The 23,746-nt window shown below is 41.4% G+C and carries 24 protein-coding genes; 20 read left to right on the top strand and 4 right to left on the bottom strand.

Annotation, left to right across the window (positions count from 1 at the left end):
- Positions 1–69 precede the first annotated feature (69 nt).
- Genes ACFSDB_RS09060 through ACFSDB_RS09050 form a run of 3 tightly spaced genes read left to right on the top strand, consistent with a single transcriptional unit; the run spans position 70 to position 3,247 of the window.
- Positions 70–1,224: an ROK family transcriptional regulator gene (locus ACFSDB_RS09060; RefSeq protein WP_204891975.1), complete on the top strand. Its 1,155-nt coding sequence runs from the start codon at positions 70–72 to the stop codon at positions 1,222–1,224.
- Between the two features lie 21 nt (positions 1,225–1,245).
- Positions 1,246–2,307, top strand: a complete 1,062-nt coding sequence (locus ACFSDB_RS09055; RefSeq protein ID WP_377339831.1) for an aldose epimerase family protein — start codon at positions 1,246–1,248, stop codon at positions 2,305–2,307.
- Between the two features lie 58 nt (positions 2,308–2,365).
- Complete coding sequence (locus ACFSDB_RS09050; RefSeq protein ID WP_204891974.1) at positions 2,366–3,247, top strand: PucR family transcriptional regulator; 882 nt, start codon at positions 2,366–2,368, stop codon at positions 3,245–3,247.
- A gap of 53 nt (positions 3,248–3,300) precedes the next feature.
- Here ACFSDB_RS09050 and ACFSDB_RS09045 read toward each other — a convergent pair whose 3' ends face one another.
- A complete protein-coding gene (locus ACFSDB_RS09045; RefSeq protein ID WP_204891973.1) occupies positions 3,301–3,642 on the bottom strand; it encodes a hypothetical protein in 342 nt (113 codons plus the stop codon).
- 277 nt (positions 3,643–3,919) lie between these two features.
- Between ACFSDB_RS09045 and ACFSDB_RS09040 the strand changes: the two genes are divergently transcribed.
- From ACFSDB_RS09040 to ACFSDB_RS09015, 6 genes are all read left to right on the top strand, one after another.
- The gene (locus tag ACFSDB_RS09040; protein WP_204891972.1) at positions 3,920–4,213 is read left to right on the top strand and encodes a hypothetical protein; all 294 of its coding nucleotides are present in this window, start codon (positions 3,920–3,922) and stop codon (positions 4,211–4,213) included.
- A 39-nt stretch (positions 4,214–4,252) separates the two neighbouring features.
- Complete coding sequence (locus tag ACFSDB_RS09035) at positions 4,253–4,501, top strand: hypothetical protein (protein ID WP_204891971.1); 249 nt, start codon at positions 4,253–4,255, stop codon at positions 4,499–4,501.
- A gap of 110 nt (positions 4,502–4,611) precedes the next feature.
- Positions 4,612–4,845, top strand: a complete 234-nt coding sequence (locus tag ACFSDB_RS09030; RefSeq protein ID WP_204891970.1) for a hypothetical protein — start codon at positions 4,612–4,614, stop codon at positions 4,843–4,845.
- A 257-nt stretch (positions 4,846–5,102) separates the two neighbouring features.
- Positions 5,103–5,327 (top strand): hypothetical protein, encoded by a 225-nt coding sequence (locus ACFSDB_RS09025; RefSeq protein ID WP_204891969.1) that lies wholly within the window; start codon positions 5,103–5,105, stop codon positions 5,325–5,327.
- A gap of 103 nt (positions 5,328–5,430) precedes the next feature.
- Positions 5,431–6,066, top strand: coding sequence for a hypothetical protein (locus tag ACFSDB_RS09020; protein WP_204891968.1), 636 nt, complete (start codon positions 5,431–5,433; stop codon positions 6,064–6,066).
- A gap of 43 nt (positions 6,067–6,109) precedes the next feature.
- On the top strand, positions 6,110–6,598 hold the full coding sequence (locus tag ACFSDB_RS09015; RefSeq protein WP_204891967.1) for a DinB family protein: 489 nt from the start codon (positions 6,110–6,112) through the stop codon (positions 6,596–6,598).
- A 239-nt stretch (positions 6,599–6,837) separates the two neighbouring features.
- On the opposite strand, the gene ACFSDB_RS09010 is transcribed toward ACFSDB_RS09015, so the two are convergent.
- On the bottom strand, positions 6,838–7,266 hold the full coding sequence (locus tag ACFSDB_RS09010; protein WP_204891966.1) for a hypothetical protein: 429 nt from the start codon (positions 7,264–7,266) through the stop codon (positions 6,838–6,840).
- Positions 7,267–7,590: 324 nt separating this feature from the next.
- Here ACFSDB_RS09010 and ACFSDB_RS09005 point away from each other — a divergent pair, with 324 nt between their 5' ends.
- The 6 genes from ACFSDB_RS09005 to ACFSDB_RS08980 all read left to right on the top strand — a co-directional run bounded on the left by ACFSDB_RS09005 (position 7,591) and on the right by ACFSDB_RS08980 (position 12,465).
- Positions 7,591–8,487, top strand: a complete 897-nt coding sequence (locus tag ACFSDB_RS09005; protein ID WP_204891965.1) for an acyl-ACP desaturase — start codon at positions 7,591–7,593, stop codon at positions 8,485–8,487.
- A 22-nt stretch (positions 8,488–8,509) separates the two neighbouring features.
- On the top strand, positions 8,510–8,764 hold the full coding sequence (locus ACFSDB_RS09000; RefSeq protein ID WP_204891964.1) for a hypothetical protein: 255 nt from the start codon (positions 8,510–8,512) through the stop codon (positions 8,762–8,764).
- 453 nt (positions 8,765–9,217) lie between these two features.
- The gene (locus ACFSDB_RS08995) at positions 9,218–9,544 is read left to right on the top strand and encodes an IDEAL domain-containing protein (RefSeq protein ID WP_204891963.1); all 327 of its coding nucleotides are present in this window, start codon (positions 9,218–9,220) and stop codon (positions 9,542–9,544) included.
- Positions 9,545–9,793: 249 nt separating this feature from the next.
- On the top strand, positions 9,794–11,011 hold the full coding sequence (locus tag ACFSDB_RS08990; RefSeq protein ID WP_204891962.1) for an aminotransferase-like domain-containing protein: 1,218 nt from the start codon (positions 9,794–9,796) through the stop codon (positions 11,009–11,011).
- Between the two features lie 286 nt (positions 11,012–11,297).
- On the top strand, positions 11,298–11,948 hold the full coding sequence (locus ACFSDB_RS08985; RefSeq protein WP_204891961.1) for a hypothetical protein: 651 nt from the start codon (positions 11,298–11,300) through the stop codon (positions 11,946–11,948).
- Between the two features lie 37 nt (positions 11,949–11,985).
- Positions 11,986–12,465 (top strand): DinB family protein, encoded by a 480-nt coding sequence (locus ACFSDB_RS08980; RefSeq protein ID WP_204891960.1) that lies wholly within the window; start codon positions 11,986–11,988, stop codon positions 12,463–12,465.
- A 101-nt stretch (positions 12,466–12,566) separates the two neighbouring features.
- Here ACFSDB_RS08980 and ACFSDB_RS08975 read toward each other — a convergent pair whose 3' ends face one another.
- Both ACFSDB_RS08975 and ACFSDB_RS08970 read right to left on the bottom strand, forming a co-directional pair.
- Positions 12,567–13,223: a Type 1 glutamine amidotransferase-like domain-containing protein gene (locus ACFSDB_RS08975; RefSeq protein ID WP_204891959.1), complete on the bottom strand. Its 657-nt coding sequence runs from the start codon at positions 13,221–13,223 to the stop codon at positions 12,567–12,569.
- A gap of 79 nt (positions 13,224–13,302) precedes the next feature.
- On the bottom strand, positions 13,303–13,731 hold the full coding sequence (locus tag ACFSDB_RS08970) for a DUF4181 domain-containing protein (protein WP_377339822.1): 429 nt from the start codon (positions 13,729–13,731) through the stop codon (positions 13,303–13,305).
- 306 nt (positions 13,732–14,037) lie between these two features.
- Here ACFSDB_RS08970 and ACFSDB_RS08965 point away from each other — a divergent pair, with 306 nt between their 5' ends.
- The 5 genes from ACFSDB_RS08965 to ACFSDB_RS08945 all read left to right on the top strand — a co-directional run bounded on the left by ACFSDB_RS08965 (position 14,038) and on the right by ACFSDB_RS08945 (position 23,615).
- On the top strand, positions 14,038–15,900 hold the full coding sequence (locus ACFSDB_RS08965; protein ID WP_204891957.1) for a DNA/RNA helicase domain-containing protein: 1,863 nt from the start codon (positions 14,038–14,040) through the stop codon (positions 15,898–15,900).
- Positions 15,901–17,772: an ATP-binding protein gene (locus ACFSDB_RS08960; RefSeq protein ID WP_204891956.1), complete on the top strand. Its 1,872-nt coding sequence runs from the start codon at positions 15,901–15,903 to the stop codon at positions 17,770–17,772. It abuts the gene before it with no gap.
- 115 nt (positions 17,773–17,887) lie between these two features.
- Complete coding sequence (locus tag ACFSDB_RS08955) at positions 17,888–19,135, top strand: MBL fold metallo-hydrolase (RefSeq protein WP_204891955.1); 1,248 nt, start codon at positions 17,888–17,890, stop codon at positions 19,133–19,135.
- Positions 19,136–19,260: 125 nt separating this feature from the next.
- Complete coding sequence (locus ACFSDB_RS08950; protein ID WP_204891954.1) at positions 19,261–20,025, top strand: DUF6602 domain-containing protein; 765 nt, start codon at positions 19,261–19,263, stop codon at positions 20,023–20,025.
- Between the two features lie 53 nt (positions 20,026–20,078).
- Entirely contained in the window at positions 20,079–23,615 is a 3,537-nt protein-coding gene (locus ACFSDB_RS08945) for a hypothetical protein (protein ID WP_204891953.1), read from the top strand.
- The last annotated feature ends 131 nt before the right edge of the window (positions 23,616–23,746 follow it).

The raw sequence follows: 23,746 nt of genomic DNA, 5'->3' as shown, positions 1-23,746 counted from the left end.
CCAGTATAGTGGAATTTGTTAAACTATTCAATAAAGAAACGGAAAACCATTTTAAACGGAGGAATTCACATGCGCCAAGGCACGTTCCAATGGATGAAATCGATGAACAAATCGATGATCCTCAATAAAATCAGGAAAGACGGACCGATCTCGCGGGCACAGATTGCGCGGGAAACCAACCTGACGCCTCCGACCGTCAGCAGCAACGTCAAGGAATTGATCGACCAGGGCATCGTCGAGGAAAGCGATTTCGGGCAGTCGCAGGGTGGCCGGAAACCGACGATGCTCATCATCAACAACGACGCGTTCTGCATCATCGGCGTGGATGCTGGACCCGAAACGATCGAGTGCATCGCGGCCAATCTTGCCGGACGGGTGCTGGAGCGATCGGAAACGAAGCTAGAGCTGCCGACCGACAACGGCCAGTTTCTCGGCGCGCTGAAAAGCTGCATCGCCGACTGCGTGGAGAAAGTGAAAGGGAAAGACATCATCGGCATCGGCGTCGCGATGCACGGCGTCGTGGACGTGGCGACCGGCGTGTCGCTGTATGCGCCGAACCTCGGCCTCGAGAATATCCCGATCAAAGAAGAGCTGGAAGCGGCGTTCGGTCTGGAAGTGAAAGTGGAGAACGACGCGCGCGCCATGGCGCTCGGGGAGTACTGGTTCGGCCAGCACGGCGACTTGGAGAGCATGCTTGCAGTCAATATCGGCACCGGCGTCGGCGCGGGCCTCATCATCGACGGCAAGCTCTACCACGGTTCGTCAGATCTCGCCGGCGAAATCGGCCATATGACAATCGACCTGCACGGCGAAACTTGCGAATGCGGCAACCGGGGCTGCCTGCAGACCTTTGTCACCGGCCCCGCCATCGCGCGGCACGCGAGCGGCATCGCATCGGCAAGCCCGCTGACGGCCCAAGGGGTCTACGAACAGGCGGTGGCCGGCAATGAAGCCTGCATCGCGCTCCTCACTGAAGCAGGGAAGGCGATGGGCGTCGGGCTGACCAATCTCATCCACATCGTCAATCCGCAAAAAATCGTCCTCGGCGGCGGCGTCTCGAAAGCGGGAAAGTTCATCTTGCCCGCTATCCGGGAAACGATCAAGGCATCGGCGCTGACCCCTTCGGCAAGCCGGACGACCGTGGAAATCTCCAAACTGGGGGACGACGCCACATTGATCGGCGCGATCACGCTGCTACTGGTGGACGTCTTTGAAGTGGCTTGAGCAAAACTGGGATACGAAAGGATGAAAAAGATGAATGTCACCGAAACGGTATTTGGACACACGAACGGAAAGACCGTCACCCGTTACACCCTCACGAACGACCTCGGGTTCGAGCTGAGCTGCATCGATTACGGCTGCATCATCACGGAACTTATCGCGCCCGACCGCAGCGGCAAATTCGAGAACGTGGTGTTGGGCTTTGAGACGCTCGAAGAATACGAAAGCAATCCGCATTTTTTCGGCGCCGTCGTCGGCCGCTTTGCCGGCCGCATCAAGGACGGAGCAGCTACAATTGATGGGACGGATTACCGCCTCACGCAAAACGCCAACGGCCACCATCTCCACGGCGGACCTGGAGGTTTCCACGGCGCAGTCTGGCACTCGGAAGCTTTCCAAAACGAAACCGAAGCGGGTGTGGAGTTCACCTATTTCAGCCCGGACGGGGAAGAAGGGTTCCCGGGCAACCTATCCATGACCGTCCGCTACACGCTGAAGAACGACCGCAACGAGCTCGTCATCTCCTATTCCGGGAAATCCGACAAGACGACGCTGCTGAACGTCACCAACCATTCCTACTTCAATTTGAGCGGGAATCTGGAAGGGACGGTCCTTGATCACGAACTGCAGATCGACAGCGGCCATTACATAGAACTGGATAGGGAATTGCTGCCGACCGGCGCGCTCGTTCCAGTAGAAGAGGATCCGCTATTCGATTTCCGCAGCGGCAGAACGATCCGGGAAGCGGCTTCGTCAGACCATCCCCAGGCCAAACTTGCCGGGCACGGCTATGATCACCCTTTCTTGTTGAATAAAATCTCACGACCTGCCATCGAGATGACGGACGCCGAAAGCGGCCGGAAATTGCAGATTGACACGACGGAACCTGCCGTGGTGCTTTATACTGGAAACCATGTAGGCGGCCCGTACCGGATCCGGGGAACCGAAGCAAAGAACCACCTGGGGCTGTGCCTCGAGACGCAGCGGCCGCCGGATTCGGTGCGCCATCCCCATTTCCCGTCCGCCGTGTTGAAAGCGGACGAGGAGTTCCGCTCGGAGACGTCGTATACTTTTTCGGTTGACTGATGGCGCATTAAGCCGCCATTGATAACCGGTGAATCTTTCTGAAGAAAAGAGTGGTGGCATGATCGATAACCTGAAAAAAATCTATCCTTCATTGATCGTTTACGAAGAAGGCGTCCATGAGCTCGACCCGGGCTTCAGCTGGTTCGTGACCGGGGACAACGAAATCATCGGCATCGAAGAACGCCTTTTGGCTCCGAAGGACCTGGCGCTATTGGCGGCATTCATGACCCCGTACCGCACCGACGTTCCGGCCTTAACGGCCGAAGAGCAGAAATGGCGAAAAGCTGTCGATGCGGAGGGCACTGACGCAACAGACATAGAAGCGGTCGGTTCCTACCGCTTCGTCTATTTCTCCATCAAGGAAAACCAGAGCAGCCCGGAAGCCTTCAAAGGCGTGATTCACGAACTGTTTCCGGGAAGCGTGCCGATTCTTTGGGAAAACGGCCACGAAGGCATCCTGATCGAATACGCGGACCTCGGGAACGACAACATCCGCTACGAAGAAATCATCGACATCCTGATGAGTGACTTGTACATGAAAATCAAGTTCCTGGTCGGCCCGTTCCGTGAAAGTGCGGCTGGGGCGAGCCGCTACCATGCGTTCATGCTGGACGCGGCGCGCTCGACTTTCGCCTCATCCGACAAGGCCGTTGCGTATTTCAGCGATGCCGTCCCTTACTTGCTGGTAGGCGAGGGAAGCCCTGACCGCTATCAGCACATCCGGGAAATGGTCCTGCAGAATTACGCGGACGACGAAGAAACCTTGAGGATGATCGAAGTGTTCACGAAGTACAACCTGAACGTTTCCGAAACCGCAAAAGCGCTCCACCTTCACCGCAACAGCCTCCAGTACCGGCTGGACCGCTTCACCGAAAACACCGGAATCGACATCCGGAAATTCCATCACGCGATGGCCGTCTACCTGGCGCTGCTCGTCTAGCCGCCAGAACTGAAAAATCCCCTCTGAACATTGGGTTCAGAGGGGATTTTTGTTTATGCGATCGAGCCTTCTTCGGGCGCACCGAGCCGGGCGGTCAGCGTCTTGTAGATATCGTCGAAATGCTCGTCATCGTACCACATCTCGTTATACGACGCGGAGCGGATGAGCGCTTCCTTATCGACTTTGACCACTTCGATCTGGACCGTATTGCTTTTTCCGGTCTCGTCGATCTCGCGCTGCTTCTCCTCGATAAACGCTTCCGCATTGGGCGGTTCGTACTGCTTGAACGTCTCGACAACTTCATTGAAAACCGTGATTGTATCTTCTTCGCTCCGGAACAGCCAGTAATAATCCTTCTTATCGCGGGACAAATGCAGGTTCAATTGATAATGCATCGAATTCCTCCTCAAAGTTTAAAAAATGGTGTTCGAGTATGAAGGTCTATACCCGATATTCCGGGTTTTAAAGAGGATTTGAGAAATAAATGCGCCATGCACTTGTGCCTTTTTAGCGGATTGGAAATTTTTTACGAAGGTTTTTAAGACTGGGGTGCACCAAACCTGAAACCTTCGCTGTCTCCTATCTGGGTGTATTTCCGATAGCATTCTGGTTAAAAAGGAATTATTAGGGAAAAGGTGCACCAACAGAAGAAATGGGAGAAAGGGGAATTCTTTGCTTTCCAAAATAAAAATCATCGCATCCACCGCCGTCTTGATCGGCATCCTCCTGCTCCTCGCCAACCTCGATGACGCGTATAACCTCTACAATATCCCGTACTTCCTGATCGGCGGCGGAATCATCCTTTTGGCGGTCTCGCTGCTCGTAATCAACAAAGAGAAAAGCTGGCTCTGCCGCATCGGCTGGCACCGCTATGAACAGGTGGGACGGGAATTCGACTTGCCGGGCTTGTACCTCTACCGGTGCGAGCGGTGCCAAAAAGAAAAGAAAGTCGTGAAAGCTGTCTAGGCAGCTGTCCGATTCACTGAAAGCAAAAGGGTGCACATTATGGACACCAAAGAAAAATTCGCCAGTTGGCTGAAAGGGCCGATGGTCTCCAAAAAAAAGGGACCCGATCCTGAGTTTCCTGCTGGCCTTCACCGGCGCCATGGTCAGTTCGACCGTCTATCCGCAGCTGGACATGCCTATTGGCAATTTCTCCTCGGGGTCACGCCGTTCGTGTTTCTTACCGTATTCCTGCTGAAAACGGCCGCTACGATCTGGGGACGGAAAAAAGAGCAGCGCGATGTGGAATAAATAAAGCGTGGCCGTTTATCTCAAAGGGATAGGCGGCTTTTATTTGCCATAATAATGAAACATATTCCCATTAGAAGCGTAAGAATAAGTATCTTGAACGGAGGGATTTCATGGCGCGATGCACGAATTGTACATATAAATGGAAAGCGAAGGATATCTGGAAGCTCGGGCTGTCCAAAGACGGCAAGCCATGTCCGAACTGCCAAGCGACGCAGTACGTGTCATTTAAAGACGGAGGCATATTGATGGGGCTCGGGTATTTGAGCGGCGTTGTTGGATTGCTGCTGATCGTGTTCTTTCCTTTTTACATCAAGCTGGCCGACAAGCAAGAATCGCTGTTATAGGGATGCAGGCAATCTTGGAATCTAATTCCTTAAGATGAATCCAAAATTGATTTGCCATTATCGCGTAAAGATTAGCTGTTTCAACAATTCGAAAGAGGAGATGGACCATGTTAACGAGCGTAGGAATTCCAGGCATGATTATTTCGATTGTTGGGCTGATTGTGTTGGTTCTGCTATTCAGAATGCTATTCAATCGCAACAGAGGGTAAGAACAGCACATAATGAAATTGATAAAAGTCTGAAAGGAAAGAAGGGGCATGCTGAAAAAGTCCAAGAAGCTGCTGCTGACGGGTTTCGTGTTGATCGTTCTGCCGCCGCTGTTTATCGTCATGGGCGGAATTCCAACCCTGGCCGAGGTGTTTGGCTATGGGGAAGGCTTCGCATACTTGATGGCCTATTTGCTGCTTTTCTGCATCTTCGTGGGGATGGTATTGGTGATGATCGCCCTCATAAGAATGTTCTTCGTAAAGAAACAGGAGTAATGGAAAACGGCTTCTCATGAATTCGCTTTTTTATTTTATCTGCTCCGTAGGTTGATGCACAGAATGGGCTGACAAGTACATAACCTGAAAGGAAGGTGGGAGAATGAAAGCAGTCATGAAGATTTTCTGGATGGCTGTGTTGATTGGGCTGCTCGCGGGCTGCGGGAATGCAACCGAAGAATCAATGCCCGATGCGACGACCGACTCCTCAGAAAAAGACACAAACGAGAACACATCAAAAGACGAAGGAGAGGAAGCGAATATGCCAAACGAAAATGATATTCCTTCAGAAGAAAACGAAGCGGTGGAACCGGACAGCACCCCGTCAGATGCAGGCAACCCACAAGAGGAAGTTGCCTTGTCCCAATACTCCAGCGAAGAGATCGAATACGCCCGAGTCTGGTTGCAATTCGGGCCGAACCAGGACATCGACGGCTTGTACGTGAAGCGCATCCCGGCCGGCACGCCGCTCAATCCCGATGACGAAACGAGCGGAACCTACCCTGAAAGGGTAATCCAACTGGCCGGTTCGCGCTTGGTCGATGGTTCCGTCACCTATAGCGGCAACGGCGATGGCACTATCAATGTCTACAATGTGCCACTGCGCTGGGACGGTCAGTATCCGGCAGGGGAAGCGTTCTATACGGAAATCATCGAGAATACCGAGTTGGTGCCGGTGGATGTGGGGGAAGATGAGGAAGTCGTCCGATTGATTGAATTATTGAAAGAGCAGCCATAAGAATAAAACAATAGTTGGCTAGCCGCAAAACGGGAGGGTATGTATGAAAATGTTCTTTCACTACAACTGGATAATTCGCGAAGAATGGTACCGATGGTGCGAGGAGATCAGTGAAGAAGAGCTGCTGAAGGAGCGGACAGGCGGGCTCGGCAGCATCCTGGAAACGCTTTTTCACATCGCGGACGTGGAGTGGAGCTGGATTCGCCTGCTGGAAGGAAAGGAAGATTTCCAGGAAGGCTTCGACAATTACAAGAGCCTGGAGAAAGTGCGTCAGCTTGATGCGCGGTTCCGGCCGGAAGTCGAAAACTTTGTGGCCAACTGGGATGACAGCATGGAACATCGGGTGCTGACAACGATCGGACGCGATGGAACCGTCGATACCGACGAGTGGGGCGAAGTGATGCGGCATGTCATCGCGCATGAAATTCATCATATTGGCCAATTATCGGTATGGGCGAGGGAAGTGGGGAGAGAGCCGGTGTCCGCTAATCTGGTGGGACGGGGTCTACCTGAATTGAATAAAAACAAATAAAAACAGGAAGCCGACGCTTTCTGTTTTTTATATTTAGTAAGGCTGATAATCTTAAAACGTACTCAATTGATGTTTTTGCCATTCTTCTTTTTAGTACTGAATGCTGGCTAACGGTTTTCACTGCCTGCTTTTTACGTGCCGAAACACTCGTTGGAGCAACTGAACCATGGGATCTTATATCCGGATCTTATATCTCGGTTATCAAGAACTTTTAATGTTTTCTTTAAACTACTCCTATTTTAATTAATTAAATTCTTAAGCCAGTTGCTCAATATAGGTATCTCATCATTATAGATTGTAGCAAGGACATTATTTCCATCTGTTACAATCAGGGAATCCAAAGGTACATTGTTTGCTTCTACAACTTCAGCTATTCCACTAGCCGGCCAGTTGGTTCCACATAAAAAGGGTGGCTCTGCTCCAACTAAAAATCTTGAAGGGTCTTTTTCTAGCTGTGAAATCAACTTATCGTTGAGATCATAACCAGCAAATTCATACCCTTTATTATTTGCTTCTGCGATAATTGTTAATTTATATAATGATGTTCTAAACAATCTTTTTTGTTCTTTAATGCCAGGTTTAATCTTAAAAATTACTTCTTTTAGTTTCAGTGATTCCGTTTTTTCTACATGAAAAGTTGCTTGGTCTAAATTCATAGGCACTTCCATCGTCTCATTCCTTCATTGACATTTTGTTGTTTCATCATCTGGTCCGTTTGTTGAAGATTAACCTTTCTTAAATATATAAGTAGTTAACTTAACACGCTAATAATCCATAATATTAACAGCCTCATTCGTAATTTCTTTCTATAAATATACTATTTAAGTAGAGAAATTAGAGGAATGTCTATATTTAATAATAAAAGTTAAAAAATCGAATTTGTGAAAAATCGATCTATCCTACATGACGGTTACACAAACGATCTAACCTTATAATTGTTAAAAAAATTCAAATGGTTTAAAGTTAGAAAAACACCTAAAGGGGAAAAGATCATGTTAAATTCAGAGTTGGATATACGCTTAGAACCGCGCATTAAAGAATTATATCAATTGCATAAGGAACGTTCTGCAAATATTGACTGGAGCTATCACGAATTTATTCCATGGGACAAGGCCATGTCCTTTAAACGAGTTCCTTGGGATGAGAGTCAAGTAACTCTTCCAGAAGGTGTAATTATTGCAGTAGAAACAGCATTACTTACAGAAGTAAATTTACCTTGGTATACTTCGCATTTGGATTATACGTTTAAAAATTCAATGGAAGTAATAAATGATTTCGTACGCACTTGGACGGCTGAAGAAGATCAGCACTCTAACTTGCTTGAAACGTATTTATTGGTGACACGAAACGTAGATCCCGTAAGATTGCATCAATTAAGAAAACGAGTCGTTGAAAGTGGTTGGTTTCCAGATTTCACGAATCCTCTAGCAACAATGGCTTATACTTCTTTGCAAGAGTTAGCTACACTCGTTTTTTATAATAATGTAGCTAAGGTAGCGGGTCTTTACGACAAAGATTTAGCAACATTACTTCGACGCGTAGCGAAAGACGAAGCACTTCATTATGCATTTTATCGCGACACGGTGAAAGCACATCTTGAACTTGATCCGAATTTCATTGTTTATTTTGAGAAGGTAATTATTAATTTCTCTATGCCAGGTGCCGTTATGCCAGACTTTAACGAAAGAATGAAAACCATTGCAATCGATACGAATTATGGACCACTCCAATACTTTGACCAAGTATTAGATGTAGTCGTTAAATACTGGGATATCGCCAACTTGCAACCGACTAGCGAAGAGGCCAAACAATCACAAGCGAATATATTGAAATATCATGGGCGCTTAAAAAGAATTAAAGATCGCCAGCTAGGAAAAAATAAAAGCTAGATGTATGAAAGGGTTTTTTATAATGAAAACAACTTGCGAATTATGTGGAAAAGAAACGAAAGATAAAGTAAGTTATTTGGAAATTGAAACGTGGGAATTCCATTTTTTAAAGAAAGAGAATAAAGACTTTTACTCGATTTGTTTCGATTGTTTTGATAAACATACGAATAATTTCATCGATAAAGAAATGGATCTTGAATTGAGAAAAAAACGTTCTCTTATGGTGAATAGAGAGGTCCAAGAAGAAATCGAGGCTATTCTTGAAGTCGAAAATTAATCCCTCAACTCTATTTATTGAGCCTAAGTTGAAAGCATAAGGGACATTATGAGAAACAGTCGAACTGTTCAGCATCAACTTCCTGCTGGAAAAGGATGAACGTCGTTTCATGCTTTACATAATAAACTAGCATCGCATTTCAGGGAGAAAAATGTTCTTGAACGAATCTAAAGAAAAATAGCGCAGAATGCATCACCGCTCTAGAGGAATTAACGTTCCCCTGAGCGGTGTTTTTTTATTCATAGATTTAAGATGCGATTTTAGGGAATGGGTTTAGAAACAGCCATCACTTGTCTCGAAGTCAGAGCATATTTATTGAGTTCTGCTTGAAACGGGAGTAATATTCCATTTACCCACTTTGATGGGGAGTGTCATTTAATAGGCATTGGTTATTGCAGGTTATCGAGGGATTTGAAATTACTAAAAAATAAATTGAAAAGCAGGTGTTCAGATATGAATGAAGAAAAAACAATTTTAAAAACCACTGATTGGGTTAAAGGAACTTTCATTAATGGTGAAATAATTATTGGGTTTATTGATTCGATGAACATGGTGCAAGGGGCGGTAAATGTTACTGTTGCCGAGAGCGACAATACGGCCATTATCGGAAAAACGGTTCCAATGGACGTGAAGAAAGTTGAAATTCTGTCTCAAATGGCACCGAAAGATCCCGCTCAGCTGGAGTATTTGATTGACTTGGCGCTGCAGACCGGTGATAAAGAGTGGTTTGAAGAGTTGACGGAAGAGTTGAATGCGAAAAAGCAAGTGCACAAAATATAAAATTGGCAAGATGCCTGAGCGAGCCGGAACAACCGGTTTGTTCCGGCATTTTTTTATGGAAGATAAGCGGTATAAACGACCGGTAATCGACGATGTTCTGTTGAAAATGAAAATTTTGGTACAAAAAGAAGCTGCATTGGTGTTTTCATTTCGATTGGAAAGCCTGTACAATTGGAGGAATAATAAATTATGCAGCTATCACAGCATACCAATATTAAAAAGATGCGTTCTTAGATGGAGGAATAGAATATGCAACATAAATATGCAAGAAGAGCCAATGCACTGGAGCCATCGGAAATGCGCTTAATCTTGTCTTCTTCGGAACGGCATGAATTGATTTCGTTTGCTGGCGGGCTTCCTGCTTCGGAACTGTTTCCAATTGAAGAATTGAAAGTGGCCAGCCAGGCAGTGCTGACGGATCACGGGGCTGCGTCTCTTCAATACACATCAACGGCAGGCTATATCCCGCTTCGACAAGCGGTAATGGAGAGAATGGAAGCCGTCGGGATAAGATCGAATTTGCAGCAAGTGATGATTACATCAGGTTCCCAGCAGGCAATTGACCTGACAGGAAGAGTATTTCTTGACGAGGGAGATACGGTCATCTGCGAAAGTCCGACGTACCTTGCGGCAATCAACGCCTTTAACGCCTACCATGCCAACATAGTGGACGTGGAAATGGACGAAGACGGCATGAAGATGGACGCCCTCGAGAAATGTCTTCAGCAGAATCCGCAGGCGAAATTCATTTATACAATTCCTGATTTTCAGAATCCGACGGGCAGAACACTCAAGCTCGAAAGAAGAAAACGGATGATTGAACTCGCCAATCAGTTCGATGTTTTGATTTTGGAAGATAATCCGTACGGAGCAATCCGTTTTTCAGGAACCCCTATTCCGCCCATTAAACATTTCGATACAGAAGGACGGGTCATTTACCTCAGCAGTTTTTCGAAAATATTCGCCCCTGGACTGCGTTTGGGCTGGATTTGTGCAGAGGAAGAAATACTCGAAAAGTACGCAGGTTTTAAGGAATCTGCTGACATGCATTCCGACGGCCTTGCACAGCGCATAACAGCGAAGTATATGGAACTGTACGATCTCGATGGCCATATTGAAACCATCAAAGCCGTTTATCTGGAAAGATGTACAACCATGTTGGACTGTATCGATGAATATTTCCCTGAAACTATTTCCTGCAACAAGCCTGAAGGAGGATTATTCATTTGGGCAGAGCTTCCTGACTCAATGAATGCAGGTGACATCGCTTTAAAGTGTATGGAAAATAACGTGGCATTTGTACCCGGTGCACCTTTTTATGTTAGAGGCGCACAAAAAAATACGATGCGACTGAACTTCTCCAATTCCAATCCGGAACAGATCAAAGAAGGCATGAAACGCATTGGTGAAGTGCTGCACCGTGAATTGGATTTAGTGAATACATCGAGCGAAGAGTTAGTTAACTAATCGGTTTGAACTTCAGCGCCTGAAATTGGACCTGTCTGAAGAAACAGCCCTTTCCGCAAAGAAGGGGCTGTTTTATATAGAAGCAAAAGATTGAACGGGTCCATTCCGCTCAATCTTTTTTATTTGCGTTTAGCAGGAAAAATCCCCACTTACAGAGAAATTGTGGCTATCCCATATTTAAAGAGAAGCTGCGTTAAGTTAGTGAAAAATCATAGTTGAACTACCGGTAGTTTATTGTACAGAGCTTGATTGTTTTGATAACACAGTGGAAAGGAAAGATAAAGGAATGAAAGCAGTCATGAAATTACTGTGGATGGTTGCAGTTATATCAGTGCTTGCGGGCTGCGGAAGTACAAACGAAGAATCTACACCAGCTGCGACGAACGAACCCGAAGAAAAAGACACGGCTGAAGCAAAAGAGAACACATCGAAAGACGAAGGAGAGGAAGCGGATATGACGAACGGAAATGATATTTCTCCAGAAGAAAACAAAGCGGTTGAACCGGATAGCGCCACTGGAGATACAGGCAGCCGGCAAAATGAGGATGCTTTGTCAGAGTACTTCAGCGAGGAGATTGAATACGCCAGAGTCTGGCTGCAGCTCGGACCGAATCAGGACATCGACGGTTTGTACGTGGAGCGTATTCCGGCTGGGACGCCGCTCAATCCGGATGATGAAACGAGCGGAACCTATCCGGAAAGGGTCATCCAGCTGGCCGGTTCGCGTCTCGTGGACGGCTCCGTCACCTATAGCGGCAACGGCGACGGCACAATCAACGTCTACAACGTGCCGCTGCGATGGGACGGTGAGTATCCAGCAGGGGAAGAGTTCTATACGGAAATTATCGAGAATACCGAGTTGGTGCCGGTGGATGTAGGGGAAGATGAGGAAGTCATCCGGTTGATTGAATTATTGAAAGAGCAGCCAGAAGAATAAAACAAAAGTTGGCTAATCTCAAAACAGGAGGTCCATTATGAAAATGTTTTTTCACTACAACTGGATGGTCCGCGAAGAATGGTACCGATGGTGCGAAGAAATCAGTGAAGAAGAGCTCTTGAAGAAACGGACGGGCGGACTCGGCAGCATCCTAGAAACGCTTTTTCATATAGCCGATGTGGAATGGAGCTGGATCCGCCTGCTGGAAGGAAAAGAGGATTTCCAGGAAGGCTTCGACAATTACAGGAGTCTTGAGAAGGTGTGCCAACTCGATGAGAAGTTCCGACCAGAAGTCGAAAGCTTTGTGGCAAACTGGGATGAAAGCATGGAACATCGGGTGTTGACGACAAAGGGGCGAGATGGAACCATCGACACTGACGAGTGGGGCGAAGTGATGCGGCATGTCATCGCGCATGAGATTCATCATATCGGCCAATTGTCGGTATGGGCGAGGGAGATAGGAAAAGAGCCGGTGTCTGCGAATCTTGTAGGCAGAGGGTTACCTGAACTGAAATAAAAACAATAAAAACAGAAAGCGGCAAATTCCCCGTCGCTTTCTGTTTTTATTTTCAGGGACGCTGTTCAGACATGCAACTAACGTCTGGCCATCCACCAAAATTAGAACGTCTCCTCTAATTTCTGAATCTCTCCATGAGAAATCAAATAAACCGTTCCCAGAATGTCGATTTGGTCTCCCTGCGTACGCACCGCACAATCCTTGTTCGACGCATAAACCTTCATTTCTTCCGATAAGGAAGAAAGCTCGCGTTGAACCAGCTCCATGTTGTTTTCAAGATCAAAATGGGACAGGACGGAAAAATTGTCGAGACCGATTCCGTCGTAAAGGGAGCTAGTTTCCACGGGATACCCAAATTTTCTGGAGCATAACCACTTCGAAGACATATTGATAGAGCCGGCGCTTGCGCCAATCACAATGGCATCGCTGTCTTTGATCCACTCCGCCAATTCATAGTCCGCTAAAAACACATTTTGCTTGAGGGTATCGCCACCCAACAGGAAAATGACGGAAGCCTTTTGAATCAACGTTTGGGCATCTTCCTTCTGTACGCGGTAATCGATCAACTGATACTCATCAAACGCAATACCGGCTCCTTCCAGCCACGAACGTTCAACAGCCCCATCTGCGTCATCTCTCAATGGATTCGAGCTGATCATCACCAGTAATTTTCGATCCGTTATGTCCTTCTGCAACTGCCGGCTTAGATTCTCCGGAAAGAAGTCGTTGAACCAGCCTAAATAGTAGTGAGTTTTCATCGTTTTCCTCCATAGTATGTGCTATCACTCAAGCAGTGCGTTAGCTTATTTTATTTGCAGCAATAACGCAAGCCGCTAATCAAAAGATTCCAAAAAAGTCACTTGCAATGACCACGATCACCATAAGGGATGAAAAAGCCAATTGTAAAATAGTAGCCAAATAGGCTTTGCGATTCGCTGCATACTTCCATTCCATAACTGCACGTACAGCTTCAGTGACAAAGATAAGTACAAACAATAAAAACCATGATTCTAAGAACAAATAGGGTTCCTGAGTGACCCTGGATGCGTTGATAAAGAATCCTACTAACATCAAGACAATAAACAAGATTCGGATGCTCCAGTCAATTTTACTGTGAATTCCATTTACAGGATTATGGGAAAATGCTTTCGTCTTTTCAACGCCTAACCATTTTCTGATAAGGGTATTAAACAAGAACAATAATAAGGAAACAACGACAATTAACAACAGCAGCTTTAACCAAAACGATGATTCGAATGCATACACAAGATCTCCTCCAAAAATCGATTCGTAAAACGGTTCATCAATTGTACTTGCCATTACGTAAAGTGTAAGCAAAAGAGGGAAATAAAGGAAGTGTAATTCATCAGGATTTCATAGTGGGAGCAAATTTTTTTCAACGGAAATCAAGTCTTTATTTTGTCTCATAAGAAAAATATTAATAAGTAAAACGGTTTCTTAATAAAGATGTAAAAATATTAAGAAAAGTAAATGCAAGAAAGGAAAACGATGCTAATATATATGTAAGAAGATACAGGAATTTACATCTAGACTAGAACTGAGGGATTACTAATGATAATCTACAACGAAACCACAACGCAATTTATAGAGCATGTCATGGAGCAGCGCATTGAAGATGTCCTTCTTGAAAGAGTGAAAGAGAAGATGGGACAATCTGTTTCCGCGAGCGAAATCCGTTCTTGGACAAACTCCTTGCCGCAGATGGCGAAAGTACTGCGCGGTGCGGATCTGAAAGATGACACGCATGTCCTATTGGAATACAAATTGCCTTCAACGGAAAAGCGCATCGACTTCTTGATTACCGGAGAAGACCACGCAGGCAAACAAAACGCCATCATCGTCGAACTGAAACAATGGAACAAGTCGGAACTCGCTGCAGGTGACGGCATTGTGAAAACTTTCCTGGGCGGCCGCGTCCGGGAAACCGTTCACCCGTCTTATCAATCGCTTTCCTATAAACGCTATCTCGAGAACTTCAACGAAGCCCTTTATACGGACACGTCAATCAACTTAAGCTCTTGCGCGTACTTACATAATTACATTCCGGCCCGTGACCGGACGACCGAACCGCTGCTCAATGAGCGGTATGCCAATTACGTCGAACAATCGCCGGTCTATTTTCAGTTTGATGACCTATTGCTGAAAAAGCGAATCCAAGATGCCGTGTCTGAAGGAAAAGGAACCGAAATCGCCAAACGAATCGAAGAAGGACGCATTCGTCCGTCAAAACGATTGGTTGAAGCCGTCAACTCGTTGTTCGAAGGCAACGAAGAATTCATTCTGCTCGACGAACAGAAAGTCGCTTATGAAAAGGTTCTTTCTATATACAATAGCCTGGACTTAGAAACCGACCAAAAGTACACCATCCTTATCAAAGGCGGTCCGGGGACAGGGAAGTCCGTCATCGGCTTGAACTTGATGAACTTCCTATTGGGCGAAGAAGCTACGATCGAATACATCACGCCGAACCAGTCATTCCGTGAAATTCTGCGGAAGAAACTGATCGGCCGGAGTGGCTTCGTCGAAATCCGCAGCTTGTTCAAAGGTTCAGCCTCCTATGTCGAAACGCCGAATAACTATTTTGATGTGCTCGTTTGTGACGAAGCCCATCGCCTGAAAAATCAAGGGCATATGAAACGTAAAATCGAAGGCGAGAACCAGGCGACCCAAATCATCCGCTCAAGCAGGCTCAGCGTTTTCTTCATCGACGACGAGCAGGTTATCTCCAATAAAGACATCGGGCGCTTTGCTTTATTGCAAGAAGAAGCCGAAAAGCAGAACTCCACCGTTCATGTCGTAGAACTCGACTCGCAATTCCGCTGCGCGGGTTCAGGGAATTACCTCGAATGGCTCGATAACCTGTTATACGACCGCCATCAGGACATCCAGTTGGACAGCGATTTTGACTTCCAAGTCGTCAATTCACCGCATGAACTCTATCAAAAATTAGTAGTGGAAAAAGGCGGCAGGCTGCTTGCAGGCTACGCATGGGATTGGAACACAAAACCGGTAAACGGGGAGCTTTCCAAAGACGTCATCATCGAAGAGCACGGCTTTGCGATGCCATGGAACGATCCAAACCGCATCGACTGGGCCATCCACCCAGAAGGCTCCGAGCAGATCGGCTGTATTCATACCGTTCAAGGGCTGGAGATGGAATACGTAGGAGTTATCATCGGTAACGACTTGACCTTTAATCCTGAAACGAACTCGCTGGAAGTGAAGCGAGAGAACTTTAAGGACAAAGGTGCACGACCGGCTAAGCCTAAGGGTAAGTATGAGGTTGATCCGCTTGATCAGTTGGTGAGGAACACGTATAAGACGTTGATGACTCGGGGGATGAAGGGTTGTTATGTTTATTGTGTCAATAGTGAGTTAAAAGAGACATTAAATAAAATCAGTGGAGTGAAATGAATGAAACTTACAAGATTAAAGCTGAAAAACTTTAGAGGATATGACAACATTGAAGTAAATTTCAATGAGAATTTAAATGTAATTATTGGAAAAAATGATGTTGGTAAGAGCACTATTCTTGACGCTATGAATAGTTTTTTTAATGATGAAATCAAACTAGAACCAGCTGATTGTAATAAAAATGCTACTGAAAAAGTTATAGAAATATCAGCTTCTTTTAGAATGACTAGAAATGAAAACTTTTTAATAGATGCCACGAACCCTACAACTTTAGGTGAGGAATACTTACTAAATGAAGATGGTCTACTTGAAATAAGAAAAGTAATAAATGCTGGAAATAAAACAATTGGAGCAAAAGATACTAAAGTAGAAATAATTTGTTACCATCCTAAAATATATGAACAACCATTTATCTTATATACCATTGCCGATTTAAGAAGAATCTTAAAAGAAAATGAAAGCATTATTTCAAACTATGACGAAATTAATAAATCAAAAAAAGCCGATATAAGAAAGGCTTTATTTAATGCTCTCATGAAAGAAGATACTGAATTTATTCCGACAATAATTTCTTTGAATAATATACAAGAAGATAATATGAAATCTTGGATAAAAATACGAGAAAATCTTCCTCTCTTTAATTTATTCCAATCGGATAGAGTGAATTCAGATGGAGATAAAGAAATTCAAGATCCTATGAAAGCTATTACTAAAGAAGTTTTAAGTTCATTACAACCAGAATTAGACATAATAAGAGACAAAGTGGTAAGTAAAGTGGAGGAAATCGGAAATAAAACAATAGAAAAACTAAAAGATTTTAATGGTGAGATAGCTAATCAATTAAAAACATTGCCTGATTTGAAAGCATGGGACTCCGTATTTAAATTTAATTTAGACACAGATGATGAAATTCCTTTGAATAAAAGAGGTAGTGGAGTGAGAAGGTTAATACTTTTAAGTTACTTTAGAGCACAAGCAGAAAAAAATACTATTGATCATTCACATTCAAATATTATCTATGCAATTGAAGAGCCTGAAACTGCTCAACACCCAGATTATCAGCGAATGATAATCGATACATTAAAAGAAATATCACAACAGGAGAGTAGCCAAGTATTCATTACTACTCATACTCCTGAAATTGCACAAATGGTAGAGAAAGATTCGCTAATTATGATTTCAAAAAATGAATACAAAAAACCTTTTATTGTTCAAGATGAGCAATTAAAAATTCAAGAAATAGTTTCTACGTTGGGTATTTTACCGACTGTATTTACAAGAATGGTCATTTGTTTAGAAGGAAGACATGATATTAACTTCTTAAAAAATATTAATAATAGCATTCCGGAATTTAAAGAAATGATTGATCTTTCTCATCCCAATATTAGTTTGTACGAATTAGGTGGAAGTAAGTTAATTGACTGGATAAATATTAACCATTTTAAAGAATCAAATATAAAAGAGTTTCATTTATATGATGGAGATATAAAAAAATATAAAGATCTGGTAGATAAAATGAATACCGATAATGATGGAAGAAGATTTGGTATATACACTGAAAGACGAGAAATGGAAAATTACATACCGATACAATTGATTGAAACTGAATTCAATTGCGATCTTTCTTCATATATTAATATATGGGAGGAATTTGATGTTTCAAGTCATTTAGAAGGACAACTGGTCGAGAAAATTAAAGATAAGAAAAGTAGAGAGCAGGCAGTTAAAGGAATTCTAAATAGCAGACTTGCCCAATTAATTACTACAGATCTTTTAATTGAACATGGTGTCTATGATGAAATGAAAACGTGGTTTGAGAAGATGAAGGTAGTATACGAGGGGAGTAGAGAAGCAATCCAAGTTAAAGGATGAATTAAAGGATATAAATACTGATAACATCCATTCTAGCAATTGAAAAAAGTTTATTTATTAATAGGGCTACGAACTAAAAAAAATGAGATTTTATCTCTATACAAGGAGCTAGAAGGTGAGAAAAATTTTGAAGAGTGAATTTGAAATACACCCTGTGGGACAAGGATTTTTCTACAGCGGTAAAATTGAGACAAATAATAAAAATTGGAACCTTGTATATGATTGTGGTGCTACTGGGAGTAACCAAAAATTAAATCGTGAAATAAATAATTTAATTAATAGTGGTTTTTTTACGAATAACATTCTAGATATCCTTGTGATATCACATTTTGATAGTGATCATATTAACGGGTTACCCAAGTTACTAGAGAATGTTACAGTAAAAAACCTTTTTATTCCTTACTATTCTGAAATGGATCTCCTTTTTGTAAATTTCCTTTTTGAAATATTAGACAGTAATACAAAAATTGAAAGAACTATTTTAGTACAGGGTGGAGAATTGAGTAAAAGCGGCTTAGAGCGAGAAGTAAGAGAATTCGATGGAAATAAGGAATTTGATAGTGATTTGGATATAGAACTGGGAGATTTCTCCTCGGATTTTTTCGAAATAGATTCGAATTTAAACACAAATTTATTTAGATTAAAAAATAATAAAGTGGGCTTACAAAAGGAGTGGGAAATGGACTTTTACAATTTGCCTCTCGATAATGAAGAAATAAAACAATTTGAACAAAAGATTAAGAATGAACTAATACATGAAATTGAAATGAAAAACAACGTTGTTCTTAGTGAAGAAGATAAAGAGTCATTGAAAAATTTAGTGAAGTTTAAAGGTATAGGAGAGATTCAAGAATACTTAAAGTCAGTTGTTAATAAATCTTCTAAGGAGGATTTGAGTAATAACAGTAGTCTATGTTTATATCACTCACCAAGTAGAGTAATCAAAAGAAATCATTATTCAACATTTTTAATGAAAGAGAGTATTTTTAATATCGTTGAATTTAGCTCAAGAATTACTAGTATTAAAAATGGTACATTATTGACTGGAGATATAAATTTGATATTTACTAAGAGTTTGAAAAATTTTCCTGCTAAAAGATGGAAGAATTTTAATGATTACTACTCTAATAAACTAGGTACTATTAAATTTTTCTTTATTCCCCATCATGGATCAAAAAAAAATTGGAGGAAAGAATTACTTGATTACGGCAAAGGTGGATACTTTATCTCCTCCTCGGGCATAAATAACACTCATAATCATCCAAATACAGAAGTTATTGATGATATTGTTAGAAATAACGGTTGTTTGTTTTTAGTAAATCAAGAAAGTAAAATTGAATATTGTATAAATACATTCTTATAGAGACGAATCAATAGATAGTACATTGGGAATTTTACATAATATTTTTTGAATCTTATTGTTGCATTAAATCACTGCCATTTATTGAACGTTTAATAAATTTATTTTTAAAAAGGGGTGTGAGATAGTTGGAGCCCAATTCTCTAAACTATCAAAAGTCAATTGCGCGAGAATTCAATGCTACAAAAGATCGAATTAGAAATCTAATCGGATCAGCACACTGGGGAGAAGAAGGAAGATATAAAGAAATTATTTTAATGAATTTTCTTAAGAGGTTTTTACCAACTACAATAGCAGTAGGTACTGGCTTTATAAAAAGTAATGAGAAGTTATCTTCCCAAATAGATATTATTATTTATAATCCTTCTATAGCAGGTTATTTCAAAGAAAATGATTTTGTTATTGTTCACCCTGAAAGTGTTTATGGAGTCATAGAAGTAAAATCAAACCCAAATAGTTATAAAATTTCAGAAGCTATAGATAAATTGAATACAATAGGTCAAGTAACAAAGATACCCATTTTCAATGGTTTATTTATTTTTGGTGAAATTGAACAAGAGGTAAATGTTGCTTCTTTTTTATTGACAAAACCTAGAAAAGGTAGCTTGTTCGAAAAATCATTAAATGATTCATTTAATTGCGTAAATAGTGTGAATCATATCGTTTCAAACGATGGTGCCTTCATAAAAAAATGGGAAAAGGAGATAGAATTCAGATCATATAGTATTTCTGATTTAGCTACTAGTTATTTCTTTTCAAACTTAATCGAATTTATAAATATCAGAAATAATCTTTCTAATATCTCCGCTTCTATGTATCAACACTTATATCCTATTAAGGAGGGTAAAGAGCAACATAAAACATGGACTTTAAGATTTAATAGGACAAACTAAAGTTAAATAATGAAAATTAATAGTTGCTAAAAAATAGTAATTGAGGTGCTTCATTGAGCAATAATAGTAAAGAACTTAGCAACCCATATTCTACTGGTGGAGGAGGAGTGAACTTTGAAAATCGTGTCCAGTCCTCATTTGTTGTTCTAATGTTAACAGGAGGATTTTCGCCTTGCTTGCCTACGTGGCCAATTGTTGAATTAAAACTACAAGGAAAATATCAAGAGTTCGAAACAGATGACCTTATTGTATTTGCACAGCAACCAGGGGAAAAACGTACTGCAAAATTATTAGGGCAAATTAAACATAGCATCAAAATTACTAAAAAAGATAAGATTTTTGGAGAGGTGATACAAGCAGCTTGGAAAGATTTTAAAAATCCTAAAGTTTTTAATGAAAAGACTGATGCCATAGCTTTAATTACAGGACCACTTAGTGCTTTAGATACAGACCATGTGAGAGCATTGTTAAGACAAGCGCAGAATTCGAAAAATGAAGAGGATTTTTTTCAAAGAATTGAATTAGCTAATTTTACAAATGAGAATCAAAGGACAAAACTTGAAATATTTAAGGTGCATTTAAAAAGAGCTAATAACAATGTAGAAATAACAAAAGACGAACTATGGAGATTTTTAAAGTCTTTTCACTTATTGCTTTATGATTTAGATATTAAGGGCGTTACTCTATCACTACTCCATTCATTAATTGGGCAATACTCCTATAATCGTTCGGAAGAACTTTTAGCGTTAATAGAAAAACATTTAACATATGTGAGTGAGAATGCGGGACATGTAAATCTTGATTCGCTGCCAGAAAATATTTATTTGGAATTCATTGAACCAGTAAAAAGAAATATGCCTAAAAAGTTTGAGAAGATATCATTAGGTGTCAACGAAATAGAAAGCTCCACTTACGAATTTGAATCACAGTTGGCTATTGCTAATCTTTTTGGTAGTTGGGATGAAAATAACGAAAATGATATAGAGTTCATTTCCAACCTAATACATGAAGATTTTTCTTTATGGATGTCTCGAATTAGAAAAGTACTTTATCACCAAGATAGTCTCTTAAAATTAAATAATGGAATTTGGAACATTGAACAAAGAGAAGAAATGTGGAAAATTCTTGGATCACATATTTTCGATGAGGATTTAGAGAAGTATGCAGAGTTAGCAGTAAGTGTATTATCAGAGTTGGATCCTAGATTTTCATTACCATCTGAAAAAAGGTTCGCAGCAAGTATTTATGGAAAAAAGTATAAATATTCTCTTTCTTTAAGAAAAGGGATAGCTGCAAGCTTAGTTCTTTTATCAATATCTAATGATTTTTTTGTGAACTGTTCTTTTGATAAACCAAATAAAATAGTAAAAAGTATCATTTATAAATTACTTGATAAAGCGGAATGGCAGTTATGGGGAAGTTTAAATCAAGTCCTTCCTTTACTTGCAGAAGCTGCACCACTGCAATTTTTAGCTGCTGTAGAAAAAGCACTATTAGAAAAGTCTTCACCATTTGACAATCTTTTTTTAGAGGAAGGTGATGTAATTGGTGGGGAAAATTATCTTACTGGATTGCTCTGGGCACTTGAATTATTAGCTTGGAATGAAGAATATCTAGTTAGAGTAACTGTGATATTAGGCGAGTTAGCTTTATGTGACCCTGGAGGACGTTGGTCAAATAGACCAGGAAATTCACTTATCACTATATTTCTGCCGTGGCTTCCTCAAACAAATGCTTCTGTGGAAAAAAGAAGAGTGGCAATTCAAACACTTGTAAATGAAGTAGAAACAATAGGGTGGAATCTTCTAATAAATTTGCTGCCAAATCAAACAAAAATCTCTTCAGAATCTTATAAGCCAAGATGGCGTAAAGTGGTGACCGAAAAAAAAGAAGAAGTCACTCAAGATGAATACTTTATTCAAGTGCAAAATTATTCAGAATTGATGTTGGATATTGCGAATGACGATATTGAAAAAATATCTGAGATTGTAAAGTACCTTGGCAATTTGCCACCAAAAACTTATGAGGGTGTTTTAAAAAAACTATCAACATCAGATATCATGAAAAAGCCAGAACAAGAACGATATATTGTTTGGGAAGAATTAATCAAGCTCGTTAAGACTCATCGTCGTTTTTCTGATTCAGAATGGAGTATGGAAGCAAGCCAGGTAAAAAGGATTGAAAAAATCGCTCAAGATTTAGCGCCTAAGGATCCTAAAATTTTTTATAATCTCTTATTTAGTTCTAGAGATTTCGAGTTTTACGAAGAGAATGGAAATTGGAAAGACCAGCGTAAAGATTTAGAGAGACGCCGGAAATCAGCTGTTGAAGAAATCCTTTCTCAAGGGGGGCTAAATTCGTTAATAGAATTTGTAAGGCAGGTAGAAGCACCACACTTTGTGGGGAATGCACTGGCATATATCGAGAGTGTTGATATTGAATCTAATATTCTTCCACAAATGTTAAATAAGGACGATAATAAAACATCTAGCTTTGTAAGAGCTTTCGTTAACAGTAAATATAACCTGCATGGAGACGTGTGGATTGATTCTCTTAGCATAAATAAATGGCACAAATCGAATGTTATCAAGTTCTTAACTCTTCTTCCTTTCACTGAAAAAGTATGGAATCTTGTTCATGAAGTTTTAAACGAAAATGAGAAAGAATATTGGAATATAGTTGAGGTTCAGCCTTATCTTCCGGAAAAGGAACTAAATATTGTCATTGAAAAGCTCATTAAATATAAAAGAATGAAAGCTGCATTAGAATGTTTATATAGTATATATCGTGAAACTAACCAAATAGATACTCGTCGTGTTGTGCAAGCCCTATTATATATTATAGAAAATGGAGAGCCGATAAATTCTAATGACTCGTTTCATTACATTGAATTAATACGAGGATTACAAAATGATTCGAATACTAACTCCGATGATTTATTTAAAATTGAGTGGTTCTTTCTACCACTGTTAGAGAAGAGAGACGACATTTTTCCAAAGACTTTAGAACAAAAAATGGCAATTGATTCAAGTTTTTTTGTGGAGGTAATTCGCTATGCATACCGTTCAAAGAAAGAAGAGAAGTTAGATGTCGAATTATCAGATAACAATCAAGCTATAGCTCTCAATGCGTATCGGTTACTAAATGAGTGGAAGACACCTCCTGGCATAAACGAAGAGAAACTTTTCTTTCCTGAACAGTTCAAAGAATGGATTTTAAGTGCCAAGGAAAAATGTGAACGTTCAGGACATTTCGATGTTGCCTTATCACATATTGGAAAAGTATTATTTTATAGTCCTCCTGACACGAATGGGCTTTGGATTAATCGAGTTATAGCAAAAGCTCTAAATTCTAAAGATGCAGAAAAGATGAGAGAAGGTTATAGAATTGAGGTTTTCAATTCGCGTGGAGCATTTTTTATTGATCCAAGCGGAAAGCCAGAAAAAAAGTTATCTGAAAACTTCAGAAGGAAAGCTGAAGAAGTTGAAAATGCAGGATTTTATAGATTTGCAGCTACACTTAAAAATATTGCTGATTATTATGAACATGATGCAGAGATGATAAGAGCGAGAAATCCACTGAATGATTAAACGCCTTCCTGTGTCAGACAAAATTTCAGTTAAAATCACGTCCCTATGAAGAACACAATTCAAAATATACAATAAAGCTACATGAGGAACCCGCTAAAATCAAAAATGAAGCGGATTCCTTTTGCATTTTC

It is taken from the genome of Planococcus chinensis (genome assembly GCF_042681545.1).
In the GTDB taxonomy this organism is placed as follows: domain Bacteria; phylum Bacillota; class Bacilli; order Bacillales_A; family Planococcaceae; genus Planococcus; species Planococcus chinensis.
Note: the sequence above shows the minus strand (reverse complement) of the source record. Positions and strands in the feature narration are given on the sequence as shown.

Bases quoted from the DNA above. Each gene is read 5' to 3' on its own strand.
- ACFSDB_RS09060 (WP_204891975.1), top strand. From the start codon at position 70: ATGCGCCAAGGCACGTTCCAATGGATGAAATCGATGAACAAATCGATG.
- ACFSDB_RS09055 (WP_377339831.1), top strand. From the start codon at position 1,246: ATGAAAAAGATGAATGTCACCGAAACGGTATTTGGACACACGAACGGA.
- ACFSDB_RS09050 (WP_204891974.1), top strand. From the start codon at position 2,366: ATGATCGATAACCTGAAAAAAATCTATCCTTCATTGATCGTTTACGAA.
- ACFSDB_RS09045 (WP_204891973.1), bottom strand. From the start codon at position 3,642: ATGCATTATCAATTGAACCTGCATTTGTCCCGCGATAAGAAGGATTAT.
- ACFSDB_RS09035 (WP_204891971.1), top strand. From the start codon at position 4,253: ATGGACACCAAAGAAAAATTCGCCAGTTGGCTGAAAGGGCCGATGGTC.
- ACFSDB_RS09030 (WP_204891970.1), top strand. From the start codon at position 4,612: ATGGCGCGATGCACGAATTGTACATATAAATGGAAAGCGAAGGATATC.
- ACFSDB_RS09025 (WP_204891969.1), top strand. From the start codon at position 5,103: ATGCTGAAAAAGTCCAAGAAGCTGCTGCTGACGGGTTTCGTGTTGATC.
- ACFSDB_RS09020 (WP_204891968.1), top strand. From the start codon at position 5,431: ATGAAAGCAGTCATGAAGATTTTCTGGATGGCTGTGTTGATTGGGCTG.
- ACFSDB_RS09015 (WP_204891967.1), top strand. From the start codon at position 6,110: ATGAAAATGTTCTTTCACTACAACTGGATAATTCGCGAAGAATGGTAC.
- ACFSDB_RS09010 (WP_204891966.1), bottom strand. From the start codon at position 7,266: ATGGAAGTGCCTATGAATTTAGACCAAGCAACTTTTCATGTAGAAAAA.
- ACFSDB_RS09005 (WP_204891965.1), top strand. From the start codon at position 7,591: ATGTTAAATTCAGAGTTGGATATACGCTTAGAACCGCGCATTAAAGAA.
- ACFSDB_RS09000 (WP_204891964.1), top strand. From the start codon at position 8,510: ATGAAAACAACTTGCGAATTATGTGGAAAAGAAACGAAAGATAAAGTA.
- ACFSDB_RS08995 (WP_204891963.1), top strand. From the start codon at position 9,218: ATGAATGAAGAAAAAACAATTTTAAAAACCACTGATTGGGTTAAAGGA.
- ACFSDB_RS08990 (WP_204891962.1), top strand. From the start codon at position 9,794: ATGCAACATAAATATGCAAGAAGAGCCAATGCACTGGAGCCATCGGAA.
- ACFSDB_RS08985 (WP_204891961.1), top strand. From the start codon at position 11,298: ATGAAAGCAGTCATGAAATTACTGTGGATGGTTGCAGTTATATCAGTG.
- ACFSDB_RS08980 (WP_204891960.1), top strand. From the start codon at position 11,986: ATGAAAATGTTTTTTCACTACAACTGGATGGTCCGCGAAGAATGGTAC.
- ACFSDB_RS08975 (WP_204891959.1), bottom strand. From the start codon at position 13,223: ATGAAAACTCACTACTATTTAGGCTGGTTCAACGACTTCTTTCCGGAG.
- ACFSDB_RS08965 (WP_204891957.1), top strand. From the start codon at position 14,038: ATGATAATCTACAACGAAACCACAACGCAATTTATAGAGCATGTCATG.
- ACFSDB_RS08960 (WP_204891956.1), top strand. From the start codon at position 15,901: ATGAAACTTACAAGATTAAAGCTGAAAAACTTTAGAGGATATGACAAC.